The 24414-nt window shown below is 40.8% G+C and carries 25 protein-coding genes; 15 read left to right on the top strand and 10 right to left on the bottom strand.

Annotation, left to right across the window (positions count from 1 at the left end):
• Positions 1–56 precede the first annotated feature (56 nt).
• Positions 57–575, bottom strand: a complete 519-nt coding sequence (locus MHI16_RS05270; protein WP_058014396.1) for a DUF3267 domain-containing protein — start codon at positions 573–575, stop codon at positions 57–59.
• Between the two features lie 233 nt (positions 576–808).
• Between MHI16_RS05270 and MHI16_RS05275 the strand changes: the two genes are divergently transcribed.
• Complete coding sequence (locus MHI16_RS05275) at positions 809–1153, top strand: YhaI family protein (RefSeq protein WP_058014395.1); 345 nt, start codon at positions 809–811, stop codon at positions 1151–1153.
• Here MHI16_RS05275 and MHI16_RS05280 read toward each other — a convergent pair.
• Entirely contained in the window at positions 1131–1751 is a 621-nt protein-coding gene (locus tag MHI16_RS05280; protein WP_034663587.1) for an HTH-type transcriptional regulator Hpr, read from the bottom strand. The genes MHI16_RS05275 and MHI16_RS05280 overlap by 23 nt on opposite strands.
• 187 nt (positions 1752–1938) lie before the next feature.
• The gene (locus MHI16_RS05285) at positions 1939–2295 is read right to left on the bottom strand and encodes a YtxH domain-containing protein (RefSeq protein WP_007497160.1); all 357 of its coding nucleotides are present in this window, start codon (positions 2293–2295) and stop codon (positions 1939–1941) included.
• Positions 2296–2423: 128 nt separating this feature from the next.
• Here MHI16_RS05285 and MHI16_RS05290 point away from each other — a divergent pair, with 128 nt between their 5' ends.
• Positions 2424–2615, top strand: coding sequence for a hypothetical protein (locus MHI16_RS05290; protein ID WP_003211362.1), 192 nt, complete (start codon positions 2424–2426; stop codon positions 2613–2615).
• Between the two features lie 49 nt (positions 2616–2664).
• On the opposite strand, the gene MHI16_RS05295 is transcribed toward MHI16_RS05290, so the two are convergent.
• The 3 genes from MHI16_RS05295 to MHI16_RS05305 all read right to left on the bottom strand — a co-directional run bounded on the left by MHI16_RS05295 (position 2665) and on the right by MHI16_RS05305 (position 4979).
• Entirely contained in the window at positions 2665–3183 is a 519-nt protein-coding gene (locus MHI16_RS05295) for a tryptophan transporter (protein WP_003212065.1), read from the bottom strand.
• 125 nt (positions 3184–3308) lie between these two features.
• Complete coding sequence (gene serC, locus MHI16_RS05300; protein ID WP_058014394.1) at positions 3309–4388, bottom strand: 3-phosphoserine/phosphohydroxythreonine transaminase; 1080 nt, start codon at positions 4386–4388, stop codon at positions 3309–3311.
• A gap of 162 nt (positions 4389–4550) precedes the next feature.
• Positions 4551–4979: an HIT family protein gene (locus MHI16_RS05305; protein ID WP_058014393.1), complete on the bottom strand. Its 429-nt coding sequence runs from the start codon at positions 4977–4979 to the stop codon at positions 4551–4553.
• A 487-nt stretch (positions 4980–5466) separates the two neighbouring features.
• Between MHI16_RS05305 and MHI16_RS05310 the strand changes: the two genes are divergently transcribed.
• From MHI16_RS05310 to MHI16_RS05320, 3 genes are read left to right on the top strand one after another with little or no spacing between them, the layout of a single operon-like run.
• Positions 5467–6207: an ABC transporter ATP-binding protein gene (locus MHI16_RS05310; RefSeq protein WP_058014392.1), complete on the top strand. Its 741-nt coding sequence runs from the start codon at positions 5467–5469 to the stop codon at positions 6205–6207.
• On the top strand, positions 6200–7420 hold the full coding sequence (locus tag MHI16_RS05315; RefSeq protein WP_342498130.1) for an ABC transporter permease: 1221 nt from the start codon (positions 6200–6202) through the stop codon (positions 7418–7420). Before MHI16_RS05310 ends, MHI16_RS05315 begins: the two co-directional genes overlap by 8 nt.
• 53 nt (positions 7421–7473) lie before the next feature.
• Positions 7474–8181: an EcsC family protein gene (locus tag MHI16_RS05320; protein WP_342498131.1), complete on the top strand. Its 708-nt coding sequence runs from the start codon at positions 7474–7476 to the stop codon at positions 8179–8181.
• Between the two features lie 28 nt (positions 8182–8209).
• Here the strand turns inward: MHI16_RS05320 and MHI16_RS05325 are convergent, their stop codons facing one another.
• Positions 8210–9397 (bottom strand): M20 family metallopeptidase, encoded by a 1188-nt coding sequence (locus tag MHI16_RS05325; RefSeq protein ID WP_342498132.1) that lies wholly within the window; start codon positions 9395–9397, stop codon positions 8210–8212.
• 283 nt (positions 9398–9680) lie between these two features.
• Between MHI16_RS05325 and MHI16_RS05330 the strand changes: the two genes are divergently transcribed.
• Positions 9681–9833: a hypothetical protein gene (locus MHI16_RS05330; protein ID WP_260850309.1), complete on the top strand. Its 153-nt coding sequence runs from the start codon at positions 9681–9683 to the stop codon at positions 9831–9833.
• A gap of 63 nt (positions 9834–9896) precedes the next feature.
• Here the strand turns inward: MHI16_RS05330 and MHI16_RS05335 are convergent, their stop codons facing one another.
• Entirely contained in the window at positions 9897–10382 is a 486-nt protein-coding gene (locus MHI16_RS05335; protein ID WP_169056223.1) for an antibiotic biosynthesis monooxygenase, read from the bottom strand.
• Positions 10383–10509: 127 nt separating this feature from the next.
• Here MHI16_RS05335 and MHI16_RS05340 point away from each other — a divergent pair, with 127 nt between their 5' ends.
• The 7 genes from MHI16_RS05340 to MHI16_RS05370 all read left to right on the top strand — a co-directional run bounded on the left by MHI16_RS05340 (position 10510) and on the right by MHI16_RS05370 (position 20555).
• The gene (locus MHI16_RS05340) at positions 10510–12645 is read left to right on the top strand and encodes a PBP1A family penicillin-binding protein (RefSeq protein ID WP_339165421.1); all 2136 of its coding nucleotides are present in this window, start codon (positions 10510–10512) and stop codon (positions 12643–12645) included.
• 124 nt (positions 12646–12769) lie between these two features.
• Positions 12770–13828: a uroporphyrinogen decarboxylase gene (gene hemE / locus MHI16_RS05345; RefSeq protein WP_144462434.1), complete on the top strand. Its 1059-nt coding sequence runs from the start codon at positions 12770–12772 to the stop codon at positions 13826–13828.
• 32 nt (positions 13829–13860) lie between these two features.
• Entirely contained in the window at positions 13861–14799 is a 939-nt protein-coding gene (gene hemH / locus MHI16_RS05350; RefSeq protein ID WP_339165424.1) for a ferrochelatase, read from the top strand.
• Between the two features lie 22 nt (positions 14800–14821).
• Entirely contained in the window at positions 14822–16234 is a 1413-nt protein-coding gene (gene hemY / locus MHI16_RS05355) for a protoporphyrinogen oxidase (protein ID WP_058014384.1), read from the top strand.
• Between the two features lie 175 nt (positions 16235–16409).
• The gene (locus tag MHI16_RS05360; RefSeq protein WP_034620016.1) at positions 16410–16988 is read left to right on the top strand and encodes a TetR/AcrR family transcriptional regulator; all 579 of its coding nucleotides are present in this window, start codon (positions 16410–16412) and stop codon (positions 16986–16988) included.
• 64 nt (positions 16989–17052) lie between these two features.
• Positions 17053–19362, top strand: a complete 2310-nt coding sequence (locus MHI16_RS05365; protein ID WP_058014383.1) for a YhgE/Pip domain-containing protein — start codon at positions 17053–17055, stop codon at positions 19360–19362.
• 143 nt (positions 19363–19505) lie between these two features.
• Positions 19506–20555 carry a M42 family metallopeptidase gene (locus tag MHI16_RS05370; protein ID WP_058014382.1) on the top strand — a complete coding sequence of 350 codons (1050 nt, stop codon included), beginning with the start codon at positions 19506–19508 and terminating at the stop codon, positions 20553–20555.
• Positions 20556–20588: 33 nt separating this feature from the next.
• Here the strand turns inward: MHI16_RS05370 and MHI16_RS05375 are convergent, their stop codons facing one another.
• The gene (locus MHI16_RS05375) at positions 20589–21878 is read right to left on the bottom strand and encodes a cation:dicarboxylase symporter family transporter (protein ID WP_058014381.1); all 1290 of its coding nucleotides are present in this window, start codon (positions 21876–21878) and stop codon (positions 20589–20591) included.
• Between the two features lie 339 nt (positions 21879–22217).
• Positions 22218–22355, bottom strand: coding sequence for a protein YhfH (gene yhfH / locus MHI16_RS05380; RefSeq protein WP_008359029.1), 138 nt, complete (start codon positions 22353–22355; stop codon positions 22218–22220).
• 156 nt (positions 22356–22511) lie between these two features.
• Between yhfH and MHI16_RS05385 the strand changes: the two genes are divergently transcribed.
• Together MHI16_RS05385 and MHI16_RS05390 are read left to right on the top strand one after the other, a co-directional pair.
• Positions 22512–23255, top strand: coding sequence for an MBL fold metallo-hydrolase (locus MHI16_RS05385; RefSeq protein WP_268467357.1), 744 nt, complete (start codon positions 22512–22514; stop codon positions 23253–23255).
• A 4-nt stretch (positions 23256–23259) separates the two neighbouring features.
• Positions 23260–24249, top strand: a complete 990-nt coding sequence (locus MHI16_RS05390) for a lipoate--protein ligase (protein ID WP_044140700.1) — start codon at positions 23260–23262, stop codon at positions 24247–24249.
• The last annotated feature ends 165 nt before the right edge of the window (positions 24250–24414 follow it).

The following is a 24414-nucleotide window of genomic DNA, read 5'->3' on the forward strand; positions in this document are numbered from 1 at the left end:
CCCATACTACATTACCAAATTTTTTATGAAAAAGATAGAAGTTGGCTTTAAAAACCTCATGATGAGGATGTTTGGTCAACTAAAATATCAAACTCGTCTTGGGCTTGATCGATGATGCAGGATTTAGGTGCTTTAAGCAGTTTCCATGCAAATAAAAAGTCAGGCAAACAATAGCCTGCATGAATACTTGCGATGATGATAAAATAGTGTGCATACATAGGAAGCGCCACACCTAACACAAAGTAAACCGGTGAAATCACACAAAATGGACTGAGAAGTGAATAAAGCATGATGTTCTTTGGCACACGCTGCCAGCAATTTCGTTTAAATAGCGTCATTTTTTTCTTGTTTTTCATCACTGGGATCAAGTGAACCACACGGTGGACAAGCAATGTCACAAGTAAAAGCATAGCAAAAAGCGGTGCGTTGTGACTGCTTAGTCTCGTTTCAGGATGAGTCAGTTGAAAACATAAAAAAGCCGTAATGAAAAAAAGTATAGCAAGACTTATGGCTGAAATCAGCAGTCTTGTATAACCATAATCCTTTTCAAGATTAATGGTCTTCCAACAATTCATTTTTCATCCTTCCAATCTTAAAAAACTAATTGAATATCTCAAGATAATTTACTCTTCCTGAGGATAAAAATCAATGGTTTTCATGAAAAAAAATAAAATGTTGCCTTCATATGGAATAAAGAGAGGAAACTTTGGGTTTTTCAAGAAAAAAAGACAGAAGAGGGAGGTTCGTCTCTTTCGTCAATGAGTAATTTCGGCTAGAATAGAAAGACTAAGAGAAAGAGGGAACGTACATGAGTATTGAGGAACGAATGAGCCAGCTCGAATATTATATGGAACTTTTGCTGACGGCGACCGATATGAGCCGTTATCCATATTATGCATTATTAATCAGACAGCGGGTATCGAAAGAAGAGGCGCTGGAAATTGAGCGTATTTGTGCTGAGCTTTCAGAGGAAATGGACAAGCAAAAAGCACAAGGCTACGTCATGTTTGACGATATGCTTGCGCTTTTTGCAGGACAGTTAATTGAAAAGCTGGATGTGCATGAGACGATATTTGCATTGCATGATCAAGGGCTGTTTCAGCCGTTAATGAATGAATTTATAAAGATCATTAAACAATTTGATTTGCTTTAGCCGCTTTTTCTGCTGCATCAGCTGAGTCTTCAAGTTCCTCAGGTTTTTTCGTGACTTTTCCTCGCTCATTCAAAAAGTCTTTCTCAATGTTTGAAAACGATTTCTCAAAAATCTCCATGAAGTCCTCACCATAGATGTTTCGGATAATACACATCATTTCTAAAATCTCAGGGAACTTTCCGTAAATGTCATGAAGCGGCTGTGCGCCTTTGACAATACCAGTTCGTGCCGGGTCATAATCTTCGAGTAGTTTATGGAATGTCTCTTCGCCTTTTGGCGTTAGCTCAATATACGTATTGCGTTTATCGTTTAACTTTTTAGAAAATTTTAAAAATCCTCGTTCCTCCAGTTTCTTGGAGAAGTTAAACGCCGTTGATACATGCATGACGCCAAACTTTGCAATTTCTGATATTGAAGCTCCTTTTAATTGATACGCAATCCACAAAATATGATGTTCATTGATATTTAGGTTATACGGTTTGATCCACTGCTGCCAGTCCTTTTCAATGGATTTCCAAAGAGCTTTGCTCAATTGGGCCATTCTTTGACTGAATAAAAGTGCTTCTTTTACATCGAAAGGCTGTTCCGAATGATTCATCCATTTCACCTACTTCTCTTTTTCTTGTAATTCTATTATGCCAATAAAATAAAGATTAATAAAGCTGAAAATTCAAGAATTTTTAAAACTCATGAAAAACATTGACAAAATAACCTTTTTTCAACAAAAAAAGTGCGGGATACGCACCCCGCACACTTTTGTAAACGAATATTTTTTCTTGAGTATATTAGTTTTGTAAGGTTTTCTCCAGTTGTTTGAGCTTTTCCTCAATTTCCTGAATTTCCTTTTGCAAATCCTGCTGATGAGGTTTGATTTCTTCGCGCCATTGCTGAATCGATGTTTGTAATTCAGTTCCGACTTCTTTAATAACCTCTGCGCTTTCTTTTGCTGTTTCAACAATTTGCTCTTTTAAAGCTTGTCCATCTCTTTTTAATCTTGTCAGCGTATCTTCGAATTTGTCATAGCCGTCTTTCATCTTTCCGCGCACATCTCTGCCAGAAGAGGGAGTCGTCAGGAGCACTGCCGCACCTCCGAGGAGACCGCCTACAAATAATCCTGTTAATAAAGAACGTCCACTAGCCATTCAAATCACCTCTAGTCAAATTTTACACATTCGCATGTTCTCTCTGAGCTGACGATCAGCTTCATTGAACTTCCATACATAGCTTGCTTTATTTTAGCATACTTTTGAAGAAAAGGGAGGGGAGAAGGTTGTCTGTCTTTCTGTTCGTTTTTACGTGTATCGGTGTCGTTTTTACAGGTGGTTCTATTCATTATGCAAGACAGCTGGGGTATGCAGGGTCTTATCCGCCAAAACATGTATTAAAGCAAAAAGCACTTGTGTGTGCGGCAGGTGCAGGAATTTCGCTCCTCATTTTGCTGCTAACTCTTTTTCTTTTATAAAAGCATGAAAAAAACCTCTTCATCTATTATGAAGAGGTTCGATTATTCGTTAAGCAACTTCTATCATTCTTGCACGTCTGAGAATGGACTGTGCAATTGGGAAGACAAATACCATGGCAATGGTATTAATCACGGCTGCTGGCAGGACGACGCCTACAAGAAGTGCCGGTAATGCAGCTGGCAGTCCAGTGATCAGTAATGCGGCAGATAAGAAAATCACGCCGGATACGATGGTTCCAATCGCAGTTAACACAGCGGTCAGCACTACTTTGTTCTTTATCTTCATGCAAGATAGGAAAAGGGCTAAGAAGATAAAGGCTGTCACTGGTTTATCAATCATATTTGGAATTTGTCCGCCTGGGAAACCTGTTGTTAATGCAGAAATGGCGCCAGTTACGAGGGCAATAACCACTACATGCTGTACCTTTGGGAAAAGGATGATGCTTAAAAACATCATGACCAGCATCATATCAGGTTTCATTCCGAAAAAGATGGGCGGGAAAATCGTATGCAAAACAGCTCCCATTGCTGCAAGCAATGACATAATCACTAATTCTTTTGTTTTCATTTCTATGCTCTCCTCTGCTAAGCTCTTAGAACTCTCCAATAATATGGCTCATCATTTATTGCAAGAGTCATCACTTTATATTTCTCGTTATTATAACAAATTTATTTCTCTATAGAAAAGCTTTTTCACTCATTTTCTTGCTGGAACTTTTTCATAAAGTCCGCAAGCTTTTGGCAGTCTTCAATCGATACTGCATTGTAAATAGAAGCTCTGCATCCACCGACAGAACGGTGGCCGGCAAGTCCAACCATTTGTTCTTGCTTTGCTTTCTCTACAAAGGAAGCAGTGAGCGCATCATCACGAAGGGTAAATGTGACATTCATATGCGACCGGCTGTCAGTGCGTGCGTGTCCTTTGTAAAAACCGCCGCTTTGATCAATTGTGTCATAGAGAATGCCTGCTTTTTGTTCATTGCGTTTTTCCGCTGCTTCTACACCGCCAGCCTGTTTGACATGGTCAAGGACAAGAGACAGCATATAAATCGCAAAAGTCGGTGGTGTGTGATAAAGAGAGCCAGCTTTTGCGTGTGTTGAATATTTTAATATTTTCGGTGTGCTGCTTTTCTCTTTTTCTAATAAACGTTTGCGCGCGATCACAATCGTGATACCAGAAGGCCCTAAGTTTTTTTGTGCCCCAGCATAAATGAGATCAAATTGAGAAACATCGATTTTTTTGCTGAGAATATCACTGGACATATCCGCAATGAGCGGTAATGATGTACCAGGGAACGTTTTCCACTGAGTGCCGAAGATCGTATTGTTTGATGTGATGTGTAAGTAAGCGCCATCTGTTAAATCGGAGGCATCTACTTCTGGAATATACGAGTAGTTGTCGTCTTCACTTGAAGCAAACACAGATGTTTCACCAAACCCTTTTGCTTCTGATAATGCTTTTTCTGACCAAGCGCCTGTTTGAATGAAATGAGCCGTTTCGCCTTCATGTAAGAAGTTCATAGGAATCATCGCAAATTGAAGGCTAGCTCCGCCCTGTAAAAAGAGGACTTCATAATCTTCAGGAATGTCCATCAGTTCCACCAACAGTGCTTTTGCCTTATTGTGGACTTCTTCATATTCACTGCTGCGATGAGACAGCTCCATCACAGACATTCCAGTTTGTTTAAAATCAACAAGTTCTTCCTGTGCTTTTTGAAGCACTTCTAGCGGCAGTGCCGCCGGACCAGCATTAAAATTCGTCGTTCGCTTCATCACAATCTCTCCCTATTTCTCGCGTTAATGGATCAAAAGATAAAACCATCCTATCACAAATTTGAAGCAATTGGACAAAAAATTTGAATCGTTCTAAATATCTTACTATTAAGAAATGAAGGGGATAAAAAGAGGGGGCAGAAATGAGAAAAACCTCATCTATTAAGATGAGGTAAGGCGAGTATGGATGGCAGAAGAAATGTCTTTTAAATCCTCTGACGTGTATTGATCTTGATGTGATTTCCATACGGCACCAAAGCCATCGCCTTTGCCGTAACGCGGAATGATATGCATATGGTAATGGAACACAGATTGTCCAGCTTTTTCGCCGTTGTTGTTTAAAAGGTTTAATCCAATGGGTTCAAATTCCTGTTTGATGGCTCTTGCAATTTTCGGAATCGCTGGGAAGTAGTGATTAGACACTTCTGGTGTCATTTCGTAGATGTTTTCTTTATGTATTTTCGGGATTACAAGGGTATGCCCTTTTGTTACTTGGCTAATATCTAGAAAAGCCAATACATGCTCGTCTTCATATACTTTTGCACATGGAATGTCTCCATCAATGATCTTGCAAAAAATACAATCGCTCACGTCATGTCACTCCTCATTCATTTTCCTTCATCGTATCACAAAAATGAGCAAAAAAGAAAACAGGATAAGCGAACTCCTTTGGTCGCTCATCCTGCTCCTGCAGAAGAAATGCTGATGCTTTCATTCGATATGCCTATTGAATTCTCTATTTACTGAAATAAAGAATTCATATGCCTGCTATTTCTGCCGTAAACACCTCATTTGACGTTTTGGTTTGTCGTATACATATTGTATAGGACACAAAAATCAAGAATCAGTGAAGCAAAACAGAAGCTAAGGTTTTTAGATGAAAAACCAACTTGTCATGCGGTTCTTTGCCTTTAACAAACACCTCATTTACTTATTGGTCATCAAGTTCATTTCTTCTACATACATTATGATGACCAAGACGCCTATTTTTTATTCAGGACTTGTCTATAGGTAAACATTTCAAATTACCTTTCGTTTTTGTTACTATAAAGGAAAAACGAAAGAAAGGAACGAATTCATGTCCCTTCTCACTGTAAAAGATGTAACGGGTGGATATACGAAGAATCCCGTTCTAAAAAATATCTCATTTGAATTAGAAAGAAATCAAATCGTTGGCCTCATCGGTTTAAACGGGGCGGGGAAAAGTACAACCATTCGCCATATCATTGGACTCATGAAACCGCATAAAGGTGTTATTGAATTGAATGGACGAACCCTTCAAGAGGATCAAGAGGCATATCGCTCGCAATTTACGTTTATTCCAGAAACACCTGTATTATATGAAGAATTAACTTTAAAAGAGCATTTAGAGCTGACAGCGATGGCTTATGGACTATCAAAAGAACAATTAGATGAACGGCTGCCGTCATTGCTGAAAGAATTTCGAATGGAGAAACGTTTGAAATGGTTCCCTGCTCATTTTTCAAAAGGAATGAAGCAGAAGGTCATGATTATGTGTGCCTTTCTTGTTGAACCAGAACTGTATATCATTGATGAACCGTTCTTAGGTCTTGATCCTCTTGCCATCAATGCACTGCTTGAACGGATGAATGCTGCAAAGAAAAACGGCGCTAGTGTCCTGATGTCAACGCATATCTTGGCGACAGCAGAACGCTATTGTGATTCCTTTATTATTTTGCACGAAGGGGAAATCAGAGCGAAAGGAACACTGACAGAGCTGAGAGAACAGTTCGATATGAGAGATGCGACACTCGATGATCTTTATTTGGAATTAACAAAGGAAGAAAGCTATGAGTAAAACGACGCAAAGCATTTGGAAATCCCGATTAGAGGAACACATACAAGATACAAGAAAATATTTAAAATATATGTTCAATGATCATCTTGTCATTGTGCTCATTTTTTTTCTTGCAGGCGGAGCGAGCTGGTATAGTAACTGGCTTAAACAAATTCCAGCTCATTTTCCTTCCTACTGGGTCATGGCAGTTGTTTTCTCATTGGTGCTGACAAGCTCTTACGTGCGGACGTTGATCAAAGAAGCAGATCTCGTGTTTTTGCTTCCTTTGGAAGGGAAGATGGAGCCTTATTTAAAACAAGCTTTTAACTTTAGCTTCATTTCTCAGCTGTTTCCTCTCATTGCCGTATCCATTGTCGCACTCCCGCTTTATTCGGCAGTGTCTTCAGGCGGCATTAAGATGTATGTGCTTATATTGGCGCAAATGATTTTGATTAAGGGTTTGAATACAGCCATTCAATGGAGAATGACGTATTTTCAAGGAAAACAGATGAGATGGCTTGATGCAGTCCTTCGTTTTCTATTGAATATGATTTTAATCTATACCGTTTTACAGGCATCCTATGCAATCGCAATCGTTTTTTATCTGATCTATGGTGTCTATCTTGTTTACTTAACAAATGCAGTCAAAAAGCAGCCTTTTCAATGGGAATTGCATATTTCTGACGAATTAAAACGAAAACAGCGTTTTTATCGTTTGGCAAACTTATTTACAGATGTGCCTCATTTAAAGAAACAGGTGAAAAGAAGAGCCTATATGGACTGGCTTTTGCAGTTTGTTCCGTATGACCAGCGTAAAACTTTTTCTTACATGTATGTGAGGGCATTCTTACGATCAAATGACTATTTTGGTCTCGTGTTTAGGCTAACAGCCGTGTTTGTGCTGATTATTTTGTATACAGGTGCAGCAGGCTGGGTGGGCGCACTGCTTGTCTTGTTTACCGTGTTTATCACAGGTGTCCAGCTTGTGCCGTTAACGAAGCACTTTGCCCATCTTTCATTACAGGCACTTTATCCAGTTACTCATCAAGAAAAGGATCGGAGCTTTTTTATTCTCGTCCGTAACGTGCTCATCATCCAATCGATTGTGCTCAGTTGTTCAGTACTACCGGCAGGAGGATGGCAGGGAAGTGGACTTGCCCTTCTGATTTCACTGGCATTTGTACTTGTCCTCTTCAAGCCTTACGTACTCAGTCGATTGAAAAAGATGAGATAAGAAGAGATATGTTTCTGACCGCAAGCGTATGATGACATCAAGGAGGGGAACGGATGAATGCAGCTGAACGGGAGTTATATGAAGAAGCCATTCTTTTTCAAACGCGTTTTTTAAGAAAACCATCAAAGATCGAACGCTTTTCAAAAGGAGTTCAGCAGCAGGTGAACCGACGAATCCCTGCCAAGTTTCATCAAGTCATCACAAGTGCGGTCAAAACAATGGTTGAATCCACCGTATCAGGATCTCACTTCACTTCATTTTCAGTCATTGATGAGCAATTAACCATCATTGAGCGGAATGAACTGGCAAAGGAGAAAGTGAAGTACTATCAAAAGGCAGCTGCGATCGAAGGAATTGGAACAGGTGCAGGTGGTATTTTGCTCGGTATGGCAGACTTTCCGCTGCTGCTTAGCATCAAGATGAAATGTCTTTATGAACTGGCATGTATTTATGGCTTTGATTTGTCTCAAAAAGAGGAAAGACTCTTTTTGCTCTGTATATTTCAACTTGCCTTTTCCGGCAGTGCGCATCGTCAAAAAATGATGAGCATCATAGAAGATTGGGAAACGAGCCGCGAGAAAATGGATTGGTACAGCTTCCAGCAGGAGTATCGAGATTACATTGACCTAGTGAAGCTGTTTCAATTAATGCCGATCGTCGGAGCCGCTGTTGGCGGTGTAGCAAATCATCACCTGACAGGACAACTCGGAGATGTCGCTCGTCATGTGTTTCACTTACGGGTGTTGAGAGAAATGAAATAGAAAAGCCGCTGTTTGCCAGCGGCTTTTTTTAATCATCGTAGGAAAGGACGGCACGGGCGAGTACCTTTGCTGCGATGGGCATTGCTTTTTCGTTGATATCAAACTTCGGGTGGTGATGGGGATACACGTCTTCGCTGTTTTCCGGCATGGCGCCTGTGTAAAAGAAGGTACCAGGGACATGCTGAAGGTAGTAAGCAAAATCTTCTCCACCCATTTGGGTTTCGGCTTCTTTTACTTCTGTGACACCATCTGTTTGTTTTGCGATGTCAGCAATAAATTCAGTCGGCTTTGGATGATTTTTGACAGCAGGATATCCTCTTACATATTCATATGTGTAGCCGGCATCATGCATGTCGCACACCCCTTTTACAACCTGCTCAATTTCTCGTTCGATGGTGTGTCGTGCACTTTCTTCGAAGGATCGTGCAGTACCAGTTAAAACTGCTGAATCTGCAATGACGTTAAAAGCATTCTCTGCCACAAAACCTCCAACAGATACAACAGCAGAATCAACTGGATTGACTTTACGGGCTACGACTTGCTGCAAGTTTGCGACGATTTGTGAACCGATAAGGACAGCATCTTTCGTTAAGTGAGGCTGGGCGCCGTGTCCGCCTTTCCCCTGAACTCGGATAGAGAAGCGGTCGGCAGCTGCCATAAAGTTCCCGCTTTTATAAAGAACCGTGCCACAAGGCTCTGGTGACCAAAGATGCGTCCCGAATATGACATCGACACCGTCTAAGCAGCCGTCTTCGATCATTGGTTTTGCGCCGCCTGGCGCATATTCTTCTGCGTGCTGATGAATGAGGACGATTTTCCCTTTTAATTGATCACGGTGCTCATTCAAAATTTTCGCTAAGACAAGTAGTGTCGCTGTGTGCCCATCGTGCCCGCAGGCATGCATTACACCGGGCTTTGTCGACTTGTAAGGCACTTCCTTTTCATCATGGATAGGAAGCGCATCGAAATCAGCCCTGAGGGCAATCGTCGGTCCCGGAGAAGCTCCTTCGATAAAGGCGAGTACACCATGGCCGCCCACCTGTGTACGTGTTGGTATATGTAATCTGTCGTAGTAGCTGGCGATGAAAGCGGCTGTTTCTTCTTCCTGGAAAGAAAGTTCAGGATTCATGTGGAGATGGCGTCTAATTTCAACCATTTCCTCATAATGTTCATCAAGACGTTCATTGATGCTTTTTTGTAAAGTAGAAATTGTCATTGATTTGAAAACCTCCTTCATACTCTTTTACTGATTGTATGGTAATTGTTAGAATCTTTCAACAGAAGAGGATGTCGTCTGCGCAACAAAAGGTCATTTTACATAATAAGTCGAAGTTGCTATGAAGCGGGGAAAGGGAGGAATTGTATTGGGAAGCTGCCCAAATTGTTCAAAAGTGTTTTCTTTCGTTGAAAAGTTTCATTTATCACATACGAAAATGATGATGTGTCCAAGCTGTCGGCATCAAATCAAAGAAACCTTTGTATCGAAAATGAGTTTTTTCATGATCTGCTTGATTCCGCTATTGGTGATGCTCATTCAATTGAAAGGGGCATCACCTATGTTGAAGTGGCCGATCTTATTAGGATGGCTCCTATTGAATTTCTATGTATTTCAGCCGATCATACATCGGTACGAGCTGACATCACGACGTTAAAATGAAAAGCCCAGCGATTGGGCTTTTTTTCATGAAAAAAGAAGTGCTGAGAGCAGCACTTCCTTAATTGTCTGTAACGGCATGATAGGATGTGAGATAAGCAGGACGAGAGAAGATGGAGCCAGTATCATCGTTTGGCTGAAAGAATGCTTCTGATTCTTGAAAGTCTTCAAATAAGTCCTCTGATTCCCAAAGCGTCATAATTAAATAAACTTCTTCATCTTTTTTCGGCCTTAACACTCGAAGAGCCTTGAAGCCCCGCTGATGTTCTGAGATGTTCGTCTTCTTCTTGAAAGTAGATTCAAACAGTGCCCTGCTTTCAAGCTTCACAGGGATATGATTCAAGGTGACGAAGCCAGTATGGACAAGCTCACCTTTTGCATAAATCACATCATAGGCATGAGGGGCTTTAAAAACAGTCTCACCCTCCGTCTCATGAAAAAGAGCTGCTTGTTCTTTTCCGACCATATAAAGCAGATTTTCCTGATCGTGTTTTTTTGCGATTTTATGCAAGAAATCTGCTGTTCCATATGTCATATAGACATTCATCTAAACCGCCTCCCGCTTGATAGTATAACAAAAGAATGATATATAATTCTTTGGTAGTCAATCCATAAAACATATTATGAAGCAATACATCCCATACTATCCGTATAAAGGAATGAGGTGACCTAATTTGAAGAAAAAGAAGATAATCATTCCATTAGTCATTGCAGGAAGTACCATCGTACTTTCATTTATTGGCTATCTGACCATTTTATTTTTAGGACATTATGTCATAGATGAAAAGAAGCTTGTATTTCACGCTTCATCTCAAATCATTGATCAGAATGGAAAAGAACTCACAAGTATGTATTCAGAAAATCGGGACCCCGTGTCAATAAAGGATGTACCCGATAAAGTAGCAAAAGCCTTTGTATCTGTCGAGGACAAGCGGTTTTATGAGCATCATGGAATAGATGCGCAGTCAATTTCAAGGGCGGTTTATCGAGATATATTAGCAGGTGGAAAGGTAGAGGGCGGCAGTACAATTACTCAGCAGCTCGCAAAAAATATTTTTCTCACAAATGACAAAACCTTTTTGCGGAAAACAAAAGAAGTCATCATTGCGATTAATTTAGAAAGAGATTATTCAAAGGATAAGCTGCTCGAAATGTACTTGAATCAGCTTTACTTCGGTCATGGCGTCTACGGTATTCAGGCAGCAGCCAATTATTACTTTAGTAAAGATGTGAAAGATTTAACTGTCAGTGAAGGGGCGACACTCGCTGCGATGCCAAAAGCGCCGTCTACTTACTCGCCTGTTTTACACCCTGATAAAAATAAACAAAGACGGGATACGATCCTGAACTTAATGAATGAGCAAGGATATTTATCATCAACAGAAACAGTAGAAGCAAAAGGGAGAACATTAGGCATTCATTTGAAAAAGAAATCAGAAACGCCTTGGGTGGACAGCTATGTCGATCTTATCATTAAGGAAGCAGAATCAGAGTATTCCATTTCACATGAACAATTGCTTCAAGGTGGTTATACCATAACAGTTCCGATTGATATGAATCTGCAAAAGGTCACCTACGATGCGATGAAAAACAACCGTTATTTCCCGGGAAAAAGCGGTTCTCCTGAAAGCAGTGCCATCTTTATTGATAATGAGTCTGGAGGAGTTAAAGCAGCAATCGGAGGACGAGAATATCAAGCAAGGGGCTATAACAGGGTGACCGCTGTTAGACAGCCTGGATCTGTTTTCAAGCCGATCGCGGTATATGGGCCTGCGCTGCAGGAGAAAAAATTCCGACCTTATTCCCTGCTTGAAGACGAAGAAAAAAGCTATGACGGCTATTCACCAAAGAATTACGATGGGCAGTATGAAGGCAAGGTCACGATGGTGGAGGCCCTCATGAAAAGTAAGAATACAGCAGCGGTGTGGACATTAAGCCAGCTTGGTATTGATACTTCGAAAACATATCTCGAGAAAATGGGAATCGATATTTCGGATCAAGGACTTGCGATAGCCCTTGGCGGTTTAGAAAAAGGGGTTTCTCCACTTCAAATCGCGGGAGCTTTCCATACATTTGCAAACGAAGGTGTATATAAAAAGCCTTTCTTCATTCAGAAAATCACCAATGATGAAGGAGAAACGGTAAAGAAAAATAGCAGTAAGCCAGAACGAGTGTTTAGCGTGCAGAATGCTTGGAATATGACAAGAATGCTGCAGCAAGTCGTCAAAGGCGGAACAGCCCAAAGCGGTTCATATGCTGGAGATTTAGTTGGTAAAACTGGCACAACCACATATTCAGGTGTGAAGGGTGCAACAAAAGATGCTTGGTTTGCCGGCTATACGCCGAGTACAACGGGTGCGATCTGGATGGGGTATGACAAAACCGATAACAGTCACTACTTAACTGGCGGAAGTCAATATCCAGTGCAGCTGTTTAAGGATATTTTAACGGCGGCCCGAATGACGAATGAAACGTTTAAAAAACCAGAGGGGATTAAAGAACTTCAAGCGCCAATTCATTTAGAAGGACTATCAGGATTTGAAGCCCGCTATGCGTTTAAAATCAAAGGATTGTTTACATTAGAGCTGTCTTGGGACAAACAGGAGGATAAACGAGTTGAATACCGTATTTATGAAAAGAGGAATGGAAACGAGACGCTGATTGACTCAGTGACAGGCACAAATAGCTATACAATGCCGTATGCCAATGTGTTTTCAGATGCGGCGTATAAGGTGGTTCCGTATAATACCCAAACGCAAGAAGAAGGAGAAGGCAGTCCATATGTCAAGCCAGAGGCTTTTGGACGTTAATATTCGGCGATTTTTTGAACAATGAGCCGGTTTAGTATACCGTGCCTTGAAAAAGCGGTATAGTAAAAGCAGTGTTTGAGCCTTATACAAAGAGAGTGTAAGGCGAAAGGTGGAATGAAAGGTAATGGGAAAAACGAAGGCTTTTAATGACACGTTCTTAAAGGCGTGCAAAGGGGAAAAAACAGACCATGTACCAGTTTGGTATATGAGACAGGCAGGACGCTCACAGCCTGAATATCGTGCCCTTAAAGAAAAGTACGGGCTATTTGAAATTACGCATCAGCCAGAGCTATGTGCTTATGTAACACGACTTCCTGTAGAACAATATGGTGTAGATGCCGCGATTTTATATAAAGATATTATGACCCCGCTTCCAGCTATTGGAGTGGATGTTGAAATTAAAAATGGCATTGGACCTGTCATTGATTCACCGATTCGGACAAAAGCAGATATCGAAAGTCTTGGGGAACTTCATCCTGAAGAAGACCTGCCATATGTGCTTGACACCATTCAGCTTTTAACGAAGGAGCAGCTGAATGTACCGCTCATCGGTTTTGCTGGTGCACCATTTACGATGGCTAGCTATATGATTGAAGGCGGTCCATCTAAAAACTATCATAAAACAAAAGCGCTCATGTACAGTGAGCCTGAGACATGGATGCTGCTCATGAACAAATTAGCTGATATGACGATCACGTACATACGCGCGCAGGTAAAAGCAGGGGTCAGTGCGTTTCAAATCTTCGACTCATGGGTGGGCGCTTTAAATGCAGCGGACTACCGGACATTCATTAAACCTGTCATGCAGCGAATTTTCACAGAGTTGAAGAGTGAAAATGTACCAATGATCATGTACGGAGTTGGTGCAAGCCATCTCGTGAAAGATTGGCATGACCTGCCGCTAGACGTCGTTGGACTTGATTGGCGTATGAGTGTAGACGAAGCGCGAAAAGAAGGGCTCACAAAAACGTTACAAGGAAATCTTGATCCAACGATCTTACTTTCTCCTTGGGAAGTCATTGAAGAAAGAGCAAAAGACATATTAGATCAAGGGATGAAATCAGATCACTTCATCTTTAACTTAGGTCATGGGGTATTTCCAGATGTTTCACCAGATACGTTAAAGAAGCTGACCGATTTTATTCACGACTATTCAGCTAAACATAAAAAATCATCCATCTAAACTATTTCAATTGATCTGAAGGAGTGTTGGTTGTGGAGAAAAAGAAAATGGGGCTTCTTGTCATGGCATATGGCACCCCATATAAAGAAGAAGACATTGAGCGTTATTATACACATATTCGTAGAGGCAGAAAGCCGGAGACGGAAATGCTGCAAGATTTAAAGGATCGCTACAAGGCAATCGGCGGTATTTCTCCTTTATCAAAAATTACAGAGCAGCAGGCACATGGTTTGTGTGAGCACTTGAATGACATTCAAGACGACATTGAATTTCATGTGTACATTGGCTTAAAACATATCGAGCCTTTCATCGAGGATGCAGTTGCTGATATGCACAAGGACGGCATTACAGAAGCTGTGAGTATCGTTTTAGCGCCGCATTTCTCTACCTTTAGTGTGAAATCATATAACAAACGTGCACAAGATGAGGCGGACAAGCTAGGCAATCTACAGATTACGTCTGTTGAAAGCTGGTACGATGAGCCGAAGTTTGTGGACTATTGGGTGAAGCAAGTGAAGGATACGTATGCATCAATGAGTCAAGAGGAAAGAGATTCCGCAGTACTTATTGTGTCTGCACACAGCCTTCCTGAAAAAATTATTGCAGCAGGAGATCCATATCCGGATCAGCTCGCACAATCTGCTAAAATGATTGCAGAAGGTGCGGGAATTGAACACTATGAAATTGGCTGGCAAAGTGAAGGCAATACGCCGGATCCATGGCTTGGACCAGACGTGCAAGATTTAACGCGAGATTTATTTGAACAAAAAGGCTATCAAACATTCGTGTATGTGCCTGTTGGTTTTGTCGCTGATCATCTTGAAGTGTTATACGACAACGATTATGAATGTAAAGTCGTGACAGATGAAATTGGTGCAGCCTACTATCGTCCAGAAATGCCAAATGCGAAACCAGCATTTATTGATGCTCTGGCAACAGTCGTATTAAAGAAGCTTGACGAAAGCAAGTAATCATATAAAAGAAGGCGATCCTATGCATGACAATCAAAAACACCTTGTCATCATTGGCGGTGGCATCACTGGTTTAGCCGCCGCCTTCTATTTGGAAAAGGAAGTCGAAGAAAAAGGTCTTCCGATTCAAATATCACTTATTGAAGCGAGCCCTAGGCTAGGTGGAAAAATACAAACATTATATAAAGACGGCTACATCATTGAACGTGGACCTGATTCATTTTTAGAAAGAAAGGTCAGTGGGCCGCAGCTTGCGAAAGATGTCGGTCTGTCCGATCAGCTTGTCAATAATGAAACTGGGCAAGCGTATGTACTAGTCAATGAAAAGCTTCACCCGATGCCAAAGGGTGCTGTTATGGGGATTCCAACTCAAATCAGCCCATTTATTACAACTGGTCTTTTTTCAGTTGCGGGAAAAGCAAGAGCGGCGATGGATTTCGTGTTGCCAAAAAGCAAGCAGACCGAAGATCAGTCGCTTGGTGAATTTTTTAGAAGACGTGTGGGTGATGAGGTCGTTGAGAATTTAATTGAGCCGCTTCTATCAGGCATTTATGCAGGGGATATTGACCGCCTGAGCTTAATGTCCACATTCCCGCAATTTTATCAAACAGAACAGCAGCATCGCAGTTTGATTCTTGGGATGAAAAAATCACAGCAGCATGCGAAAGCCCAGCAAGTGACTGCGAAAAAACAAGGACAGTTCCAAACGATCAATCAAGGATTGCAGTCGCTTGTGGAAGCAGTAGAAAGTAAGCTCAAGCTGACAACGGTCTATAAAGGGACAAAAGTAAAACAGATTGAAAAAACGGATGGAGGCTATGGTTTGCAATTAGACAGCGGTCAAACGCTTTTTGCCGATTCAGCCATTGTCACGACTCCGCATCAATCGATTTATTCTATGTTTCCTAAAGAAGCAGAGCTAGAGTATTTGCATGACATGACCTCTACATCTGTTGCAACGGTAGCACTCGGTTTTAAAGAAGAGGATGTTCATAATGAATATGACGGCACTGGTTTTGTCATCTCAAGAAACAGTGATTTCTCTATTACGGCCTGTACATGGACAAACAAAAAATGGCCGCATACCGCTCCGAAAGGAAAAACGCTATTGCGTGCGTATGTCGGAAAAGCTGGTGACGAATCGATTGTCGAGCAGTCAGACAGTCAAATCGTCAGCATCGTGCTCGAAGATTTAAAGAAAATCATGGATATTAAAGCAGATCCAGAATTGACGACAGTGACTCGGTGGAAGACAAGTATGCCGCAATATCACGTCGGTCATCAGAAAGCCATTTCGAACATGCGAGAAACGTTTAAGCAATCATATCCTGGTGTTTATATCACAGGTGCTGCTTTTGAAGGTGTCGGAATCCCTGATTGTATTGATCAAGGAAAAGCTGCCATCTCAGAGGCTGTATCGTATCTATTTTCATAAAAAAACAACTCCCTTTTCTGTCATGGAAAGGGAGTTTTTCGTGTTTCGATCATTCAAAAAGAGTTGGGAATCATAAATGTGAACAAAGTTGTTGCATCTAATGAAAAGGATATGGTATATTACTTTCTGTACTTAATGACCAAAACGTTCAAATAGTCATTTCAGGAGTGAGATCATGAGTGTTGATAGGAGACAAATGATTTTAGATGGTGCGACGAAGGCATTTACTCAATTCGGGTATAAAGCGACAACAATGGATCTTGTGGCAAAGCTTGCCAACGTCGGAAAAGGAACCATTTATACATTTTTCAAAAACAAAGAAGAGTTGTTTGATGAAATTTTCACATCCCTTTTACTAGAGATGAGGAAAATTGCGGATGAGGCAATTGATGAGAAGAATAGTTTCTCTGAAAACCTTCACTTAGCACTCTTTGCAATTTTAGAATTTCGAAAAAACCACCAGCTCACAATTAAGATTTTTCAGGAAAATGCGGAGCTTGGCACGTCAGCGGTCAAGGAAATGATCGAAAAAATGGAGCAGATGATCATTCGCTATATCAAAATGAAAGTACAAGAAGCGATGGATAAAGGCGACATTAAGCCTTGTGATCCTGAATTGACTGCATTTGTGATGGTGAAACTATATATTGCATTGATTTTTGATTGGGAAAAGCGATACGAGCCTTTAACAAAAGAAGAGGTAGCTGAATCGCTGGAGCTTTATGTCTTAAAAGGACTATCTGCAACAACATAATTTTTTTTGAGTTCAAATGACCAAATTGTATATTTAGTCATTCATCTATGGGAGGAAAACAGCAATGAATTTAATTCGGAATCAATGGAAAGACATTGTAACGAGCAAAAAACTACTGATCCCGATTTTAGCTGTCTTATTTATTCCGCTGATTTACAGTGGTGTATTTTTAAAAGCGTACTGGGACCCTTATGGTACAGTTGATCAATTGCCTGTGGCGGTTGTCAACTTGGATGAGGGCAGTCATTATGACGGGAAAACCCTTCAAGTCGGCGATGATTTAGTAAAGGAATTAAAGAGAAACGATAATTTTAAATGGAACTTTGTCGATAGTCATGAAAAGGCCATAAAAGGATTAAATAACGAGGACTATTACCTCGTGGTGGAAATACCAAAGAATTTCTCGAAAAATGCAAGTACAGTGCTAGAAAAGCATCCGAAAAAATCGAATCTGAAATATTATACGAATCCGGGCGCCAACTATGCGGCGTCACAAATTGCGAATAATGCCATTATCAAATTAAAAGACTCGGTTTCAAAAGAAGTTACAAAAAATTATGCCGAGGTCATCTTTGATAACTTCAAAACGATTGCAAAAGGATTAGATCAAGCAAGCGATGGCGCGAAGAAAATTGATGACGGAACAAAAAGCGCAAAAGATGGCAGTACGAAATTAAAAGACAACTTAGCCAAATTGGCTGAAGGTACGTTAACCTATAGCGAAGGTGTTCATCAGTTCGCAGGGAAAATGGGTGAACTGAACACAGGCATACAGTCTTTAGACAGTGGACTTGGTCAGCTTTTAACAGGCTATCAAACCATTGATCAGAAATTTGGAGAGCTTGGTTCAGGAATTGATACATTAACCGAAGGATTAAACACAAGCCGAGAAGGACATCAGCAGCTCGCTTCTAAAATGCCGCAATTCACAGCAGGCATTGAGCAGCTAAACAACAAAGCACAATCCTTTTCAGAAAAAATTGCAGCAGTGGAAAAAGTCTTATCGTCACCAGAATTAGCGAATCTTGAAAAGATGGCGCCTAAACTCGATCAGGTGAAAAAAGACGCAAAAACGTTCAGTACAAAACTTGCTTCATTAAAAGAAGCATTATCAAATCGAGATGCTAAAGTAAAAAGCATTATCCAAAACAGCTCTATGACAGATGAAGAGAAAAAGGCGGCAATGGATCAGCTGAACAGTCTGCCTAAAATCGAACTGCCTGATCTGTCTGGACTCGAACAAAGCTTAGCGGCCTTGCAGGAACTACCTGATGCAAGTGAGGTTCAACAAGCAGTTGCATCTGCAAAAGCGCAGCTGCAGCAAGTCAAACAGCTGCCAGAGAAAACAGAACAGCTGTACACGTCTACAGTCGCGATTCAAAATGCGATCGACCAAATGACATCTGGTACGAATAAATTATATCAAGGTGCACTGAAGCTTCAAACAGGTCAAGGCCAATTACAAGATGGCCTGCAAACAGCAAATGGAAAGCTTGATACGGCGAAAAGCGGAGCGGATAAGCTTGCAAATGGATCAAGCCAGCTTAGCGCAGCGTTAAATAAGCTGGAAAGTGGTTCAACAAATATCCAAAGCAATACATCTAAGCTTGCCGAAGGCTCAAAATCGCTTGATAAAGGATTGGGAGATTTAAAAAGCGGTACAGGTAAGCTGTCCAATAAATTGAAAAGCGCTGCTGATGAAACAGGTGAAATTGATGCAAATCAAGATAATTACAATATGATTGCAAGCCCTGTTAAAACAGAAAACGATACAGCGAAAAAGATTGATAATTATGGAACAGGGCTCACGCCTTATATTTTATCCATGGGACTCTTTGTTGGGGCTCTAATGCTCACCGTCGTATTCCCAATGAAAGACCCTGCTGGACGCCCTAGAAATGCGTTTGAATGGTTTGTCAGCAAATATAGCGTGCTTCTGCTTGTTGGTATCCTTCAAGCAGTCATTGCAAGTACGATGCTCATCTTTGGACTTGGTCTTGAGGTGGAAAGCCTCTGGCGCTTCTATCTATTTGCAATCGTCGTCAGTCTGACATTCTTAGCGATTATTCAGCTGCTAGCCACAACAATGGGGAACCCAGGACGCTTCATTGCCGTCATTATCTTAGTTCTTCAGCTCGCGGCAAGTGCTGGTACATTCCCGCTTGAGCTTGTACCGAAGTTCTTCCAAGTTATTCATAGTCTGCTTCCAATGACGTATACAATCAATGGATTTAGAACGATCATTGCAAGCGGTGATGACAGCTATTTATGGCACCAAGCAGCGATTCTCGGTACAGTTGCGATCATCATGATGGCGGCAACAACCGCATACTTTGCTTGGAACGTAAGAAAAATGAAACAAGACGAAGCTTAATCAATGAATCCTTTCTCTTGATGGAGAAAGGATTTTTGATTTGAAATTAGACATCTTGAACCCGAAGCGATATATTTTAAGAAGAGATGCTATAAAAGGCATACATGGAAGGAATTGCTTTCACACAAAGGAGGAAATGCCGAATGACAACTGAAGTAAATGAAACCGTTCAGCTGATTCAAAAGCTCGTATCGATTCCAAGTCCGTCAGGGAATACAGAAAAGGTGATCGGCTTTGTTGAACGCTTTTTACAAGATGTAAATATTGAGACAAAACGAAATCGTAAGGGCGGCTTAATTGCCACTATTAAAGGAACTGATGACAAGGAACACCGCATGCTGACAGCACATGTCGATACGCTCGGTGCGATGGTAAAGGAAATTAAATCAAATGGACGGCTTCGTCTTGCACTCATTGGAGGCTTTCAATATAACTCAATTGAAGGCGAATATTGTGAAATTGAAACAGCAGCAGGTCATACATACACAGGTACCATTCTGATGCATCAAACATCCGTTCACGTCTATGCGGATGCTGGAAAAGCAAAACGAAACCAAGAGAATATGGAGATTCGTCTCGATGAAAAGGTGCAAAATGCAGACGATGTCAAAGCACTTGGCATTCAAGTAGGGGACTTTATCTCATTTGACCCTAGAGTGGAAGTGACGTCATCAGGTTTTATTAAATCAAGACACCTTGATGACAAGGCGAGTGTAGCGCTTTTGCTGCGACTCATCCTCCGCATTCAAAAGGAAAACATCACATTGCCGCATACGACGCACTTCTTAATTTCTAATAATGAAGAAATTGGCTACGGTGGAAACTCCAATATTCCAGAAGAAACGGTGGAATACCTCGCTGTTGATATGGGAGCGATCGGCGATGGTCAATCAACAGATGAATACAGCGTGTCTATTTGTGTGAAGGACTCAAGTGGTCCTTATCATTATGGATTACGCAAGCATTTAGCCGCATTAGCAGAAGAGAATAATATTGATTATCGTCTAGATATTTACCCTTATTACGGCTCTGATGCATCAGCAGCGATTCGAGCAGGGCATGATATCATTCATGGACTGATTGGTCCGGGAATAGATTCCTCGCATGCTTTTGAACGAACGCATGAAGATTCCCTTGTCCATACAGCGAATCTTCTTTATCACTACGTGCAATCGTCATTAATCACAGCATAAAAAAAGAACCCCATTGATCGGGGTTCTTTTTCATTAGCTTGAAAGCTGTGTCGGTTCAGGTACATCTTGTCCAGTCATCACGCGATGTCCTTTTTCAGGGTCATATTGCCCTTCCCATTTAGACATCACAACAGCTGCAAGTGCATTTCCTGTTAAGTTAACAACTGTTCGTGCCATATCCATGATACGATCTACACCTGCAATAAATGCTAGACCTTCGGCAGGCACACCGATTGTTCCTAATGTGGCAAGTAATACAACGAAGGACGTACCAGGAACGGCAGCCATACCTTTAGATGTTACCATCAGTACAAGAATAAGTGTGAGCTGCTGGACAATCGTAAGATCAATGCCGTATACCTGTGCAAGGAAAAGCGCAGCGATCGCTTGATACAAGACGGAGCCGTCCAGGTTAAATGTATAACCGATTGGGATAACGAAAGAAACAATTCCCTTTGGACATCCAATGCGCTCCATTTTATCCATGACTCTTGGTAAAACTGTTTCAGAGCTGGATGTACTAAAGGCAAGAAGCATTTCGTCTTTCATGTAGGCAAGAAATCTGAAAATATTGACGCCAATCATCTTTCCAATAATTCCGAATACAACGATAAGGAAGAGAGCGAGCGCAAAATAAACAAGACCTACAAGCTTACCTAATGAAATAAGAGATTCAAGACCAAATTTTGATACAGTCACACCAATGAGTGCGAAGACACCAAATGGTGCAGCTTTCATCACAACATTGACGACATGGAACATGGCGTGTGATACACCTTCAAAGAAGGCGAGCACTGGTTTGCCGCGTTCACCGATGGCTGAAACGCCAAGAGCAAATAGCACAGTGAAGAAAATAATCGCAAGCAAATCACCTTCCGCCAATGATTGGAAGAAGTTCGTTGGAACGATATGAAGGAACGTATCAGCAATTGATTTGCTGCTTTGCTCTTTTTCCGTTTCAACATACTGGCTAATATCTTGTTTTTCCGTATTTCCAAAGTCAACGCCTGCACCAGGTTGAACAAAGTTTGCAAGCACAAGACCAAGAATAATCGCAAATGTTGTGATAATTTCAAAATAAAGAATGGTTCTAAAGCCAAGTTTCCCTACCTTTTTACCATCACCTGCACCTGCAACACCTAAAATTAAGCTAGATACGACAATTGGTATAACAATCATCTTAATGAGTCTTAAGAAGAAGTCTCCAATTGGTTTTAAATAAGTCTCAACGCCCGGGTTACCGAAAAAGATTGCCCCAACAACGACACCGAGAATAAGACCGATTAGGATTTGTGTAGCTAATCCAAATTTTAATTTTTTCATAGATTTCCTCCCTAACATATTCATCAAAGGAATATTCCCATCATATTAAGTTTTAATATATGAATTAAAGTATAACTAAAATTAAAGAGTTTCGTCCACGATTAAATTATATTAAGAAAATACAAAATTGTTTGAAAAAATGAACATTTAGAACCTCCATTATTGATTCAAGTCAATAAAAAGTGCCTTCGGAACTAAAACACATCAGATGAAAATACTAAAAAACCCTTTTAGAACAAGGGTTTTACCTTTTTACCTATTTTTCAGAAAAAATAAAAAGCACTTTTGACTCCAACTGATGACGGAGGAAAAAAGTGCTTTTTAATTCAATTTTTTACCTTATTTAAGATAACTTACTTGTGAGCATTCCTCACATTCATTACCGTAACACTCGTGTTGTTCCATTAAATCATTTCCACATTTTGTGCATTTTTTTGAGGGCAAATTTCTAAAAAACTCTGTGATTTTTCCTAGCATTTGTCATCCTCCAATACGTTTTGTTGCTATTATTGTATTATAACAGATTATTAATTGTCAATCTGTTTTGTAACAATAGGCAAGAAGAGTGCTTTTTTCATGAAAAATGGGTATATTGTAAGAAGGGGATTTTTAGAAAAGGAGGGAAAAATGACGATGAAGTTAACTGTCATTGGATGCTATGGAGGGTTTCCGGCCGCTGGTGAAGCGACGTCGGGGTATCTTTTTGAATCAGATGGCTTTCGTCTACTTGTAGACTGCGGGAGCGGTGTTCTTTCCAAACTGCAGCAATACATAGATATAGAAGAACTTGATGCTGTTCTCCTTTCTCATTATCACCACGATCATATTGCAGATATCGGACCACTCCAATATGCGAAGCTAGTGGGATATCATTTAGGAAAAAGCAGCGGTCCGCTTCCGATCTATGGACATACAGGTAATCAAGAAGCATTTGGGCGGCTTGCGGATGACGTACATACTAAGGCAAAAGCTTATCAGCCAGAAGAGGGTATTCAAATTGGTCCATTTCAAATTGATTTTTTGAAAACGGTTCATCCGGTAGAATGCTATGCGATGAGAATTCAGAAAGAGGATGCTGTGGTGGTGTATACAGCAGATTCAAGTTATCAGGAGGCATTTGTCCCATTTAGCAAGGATGCAGATCTACTGATTGCTGAAAGCAACTTCTACGCTGGACAGGACGGATCGGGTGCAGGACATATGAATAGCACAGAGGTGGGCAAGCTTGCAATGGAAGCAAATGTTGGGGAACTGATCATCACCCACCTGCCCCATTTTGGTCGTCATAAAGACCTAGTCAATGAAGCACATGCGTTATATACTGGCAATATACAGCTTGCCCATTCAGGGCTTAGATGGAACAAGGAAGGAAGATAGAGAGATGCTGTTTATCGATAACGAACAACATTATGATCCAATGATTAATTTGGCAATTGAAGAATATTGCTTAAAATATTTAGACCCAGAAGAAACGTACTTGCTGTTCTATATTAACCAGCCGTCGATTATCATTGGAAAGAACCAAAATACAATAGAAGAAATCAACACAAAGTATGTCGAAGACAACGGCATCAAAGTTGTCCGTCGCCTGTCCGGTGGTGGCGCAGTTTACCATGACAAAGGAAACTTAAACTTCAGCTTTATCACAAAAGACGATGGGGACAGCTTCCATAATTTTAAAAAGTTTACGGAGCCAGTCATTCAGGCGCTTGAAAAGCTAGGCGTCAAAGCTGAATTAAGTGGCAGAAATGACATCATGGCAGATGGTCGGAAAATTTCTGGAAATGCTCAGTTTGCTACAAGAGGGCGCATTTTCAGCCATGGCACGCTCCTATTTGATTCAGAAATTGAACATGTTGTTTCGGCTTTAAATGTGAAAAAAGAAAAGATTGAATCAAAAGGCATTAAATCCATTAGAAGCAGGGTTGCCAATATTAGTGAACTAATGGATCAAAAGATGACAACAGAAGAATTTAGAAAAATTCTGTTAAGCTACATTTTCGACACGAATGGGGATGTTCCTCAATATCAGTTGACTGAGAAGGATTGGGAAAAGATTCACGAGATTTCTCGTGATCGATATCAAAAATGGGAATGGAACTACGGCCGTTCGCCGAAATTTAATTTGCAGCATTCTAAGAGATTCTCAGCAGGCTCCATTGACCTTCGATTAGAAGTGAAAAAAGGAATGATTCAGGACTGCAAGATCTTTGGTGATTTCTTTGGTGTAGGGGATATTGCTGATATTGAAAAAAGACTCATAGGGCAGCAGTATGATCGCAAAACGATCAGCGACGTATTAGAGGATATGGACATGCGCCACTACTTCGGCAACGTATCAAAAGAGGATTTTCTTGATTTGATTTATTAAGAGGGACAAGCACGGCTAGAGATAGCGGTGCTTTTTTGATTGAAAGAAATGAAAGCGATTTACATTTGATCTTGTGGATTTTTTCAATTGTCTATTATAATAGAAAGGAGGAATGTTTGGCCATAAAATGAATGGTTATTCATTCATTGATGACATGTAAGGGGT

Source organism: Bacillus sp. FSL K6-0923 (assembly GCF_038630825.1).
Lineage (GTDB): Bacteria > Bacillota > Bacilli > Bacillales > Bacillaceae > Bacillus > Bacillus pumilus.

What these genes read in the sequence shown, in the direction of transcription:
- MHI16_RS05270 (WP_058014396.1), bottom strand. Translation starts at nt 575, where the DNA reads ATGAATTGTTGGAAGACCATTAATCTTGAAAAGGATTATGGTTATACA.
- MHI16_RS05275 (WP_058014395.1), top strand. Translation starts at nt 809, where the DNA reads ATGAGTATTGAGGAACGAATGAGCCAGCTCGAATATTATATGGAACTT.
- MHI16_RS05280 (WP_034663587.1), bottom strand. Translation starts at nt 1,751, where the DNA reads ATGAATCATTCGGAACAGCCTTTCGATGTAAAAGAAGCACTTTTATTC.
- MHI16_RS05285 (WP_007497160.1), bottom strand. Translation starts at nt 2,295, where the DNA reads ATGGCTAGTGGACGTTCTTTATTAACAGGATTATTTGTAGGCGGTCTC.
- MHI16_RS05295 (WP_003212065.1), bottom strand. Translation starts at nt 3,183, where the DNA reads ATGAAAACAAAAGAATTAGTGATTATGTCATTGCTTGCAGCAATGGGA.
- serC (WP_058014394.1), bottom strand. Translation starts at nt 4,388, where the DNA reads ATGAAGCGAACGACGAATTTTAATGCTGGTCCGGCGGCACTGCCGCTA.
- MHI16_RS05310 (WP_058014392.1), top strand. Translation starts at nt 5,467, where the DNA reads ATGTCCCTTCTCACTGTAAAAGATGTAACGGGTGGATATACGAAGAAT.
- MHI16_RS05315 (WP_342498130.1), top strand. Translation starts at nt 6,200, where the DNA reads ATGAGTAAAACGACGCAAAGCATTTGGAAATCCCGATTAGAGGAACAC.
- MHI16_RS05320 (WP_342498131.1), top strand. Translation starts at nt 7,474, where the DNA reads ATGAATGCAGCTGAACGGGAGTTATATGAAGAAGCCATTCTTTTTCAA.
- MHI16_RS05325 (WP_342498132.1), bottom strand. Translation starts at nt 9,397, where the DNA reads ATGACAATTTCTACTTTACAAAAAAGCATCAATGAACGTCTTGATGAA.
- MHI16_RS05330 (WP_260850309.1), top strand. Translation starts at nt 9,681, where the DNA reads ATGATCTGCTTGATTCCGCTATTGGTGATGCTCATTCAATTGAAAGGG.
- MHI16_RS05335 (WP_169056223.1), bottom strand. Translation starts at nt 10,382, where the DNA reads ATGAATGTCTATATGACATATGGAACAGCAGATTTCTTGCATAAAATC.
- hemE (WP_144462434.1), top strand. Translation starts at nt 12,770, where the DNA reads ATGGGAAAAACGAAGGCTTTTAATGACACGTTCTTAAAGGCGTGCAAA.
- hemY (WP_058014384.1), top strand. Translation starts at nt 14,822, where the DNA reads ATGCATGACAATCAAAAACACCTTGTCATCATTGGCGGTGGCATCACT.
- MHI16_RS05360 (WP_034620016.1), top strand. Translation starts at nt 16,410, where the DNA reads ATGAGTGTTGATAGGAGACAAATGATTTTAGATGGTGCGACGAAGGCA.
- MHI16_RS05365 (WP_058014383.1), top strand. Translation starts at nt 17,053, where the DNA reads ATGAATTTAATTCGGAATCAATGGAAAGACATTGTAACGAGCAAAAAA.
- MHI16_RS05370 (WP_058014382.1), top strand. Translation starts at nt 19,506, where the DNA reads ATGACAACTGAAGTAAATGAAACCGTTCAGCTGATTCAAAAGCTCGTA.
- MHI16_RS05375 (WP_058014381.1), bottom strand. Translation starts at nt 21,878, where the DNA reads ATGAAAAAATTAAAATTTGGATTAGCTACACAAATCCTAATCGGTCTT.
- yhfH (WP_008359029.1), bottom strand. Translation starts at nt 22,355, where the DNA reads ATGCTAGGAAAAATCACAGAGTTTTTTAGAAATTTGCCCTCAAAAAAA.
- MHI16_RS05385 (WP_268467357.1), top strand. Translation starts at nt 22,512, where the DNA reads ATGAAGTTAACTGTCATTGGATGCTATGGAGGGTTTCCGGCCGCTGGT.
- MHI16_RS05390 (WP_044140700.1), top strand. Translation starts at nt 23,260, where the DNA reads ATGCTGTTTATCGATAACGAACAACATTATGATCCAATGATTAATTTG.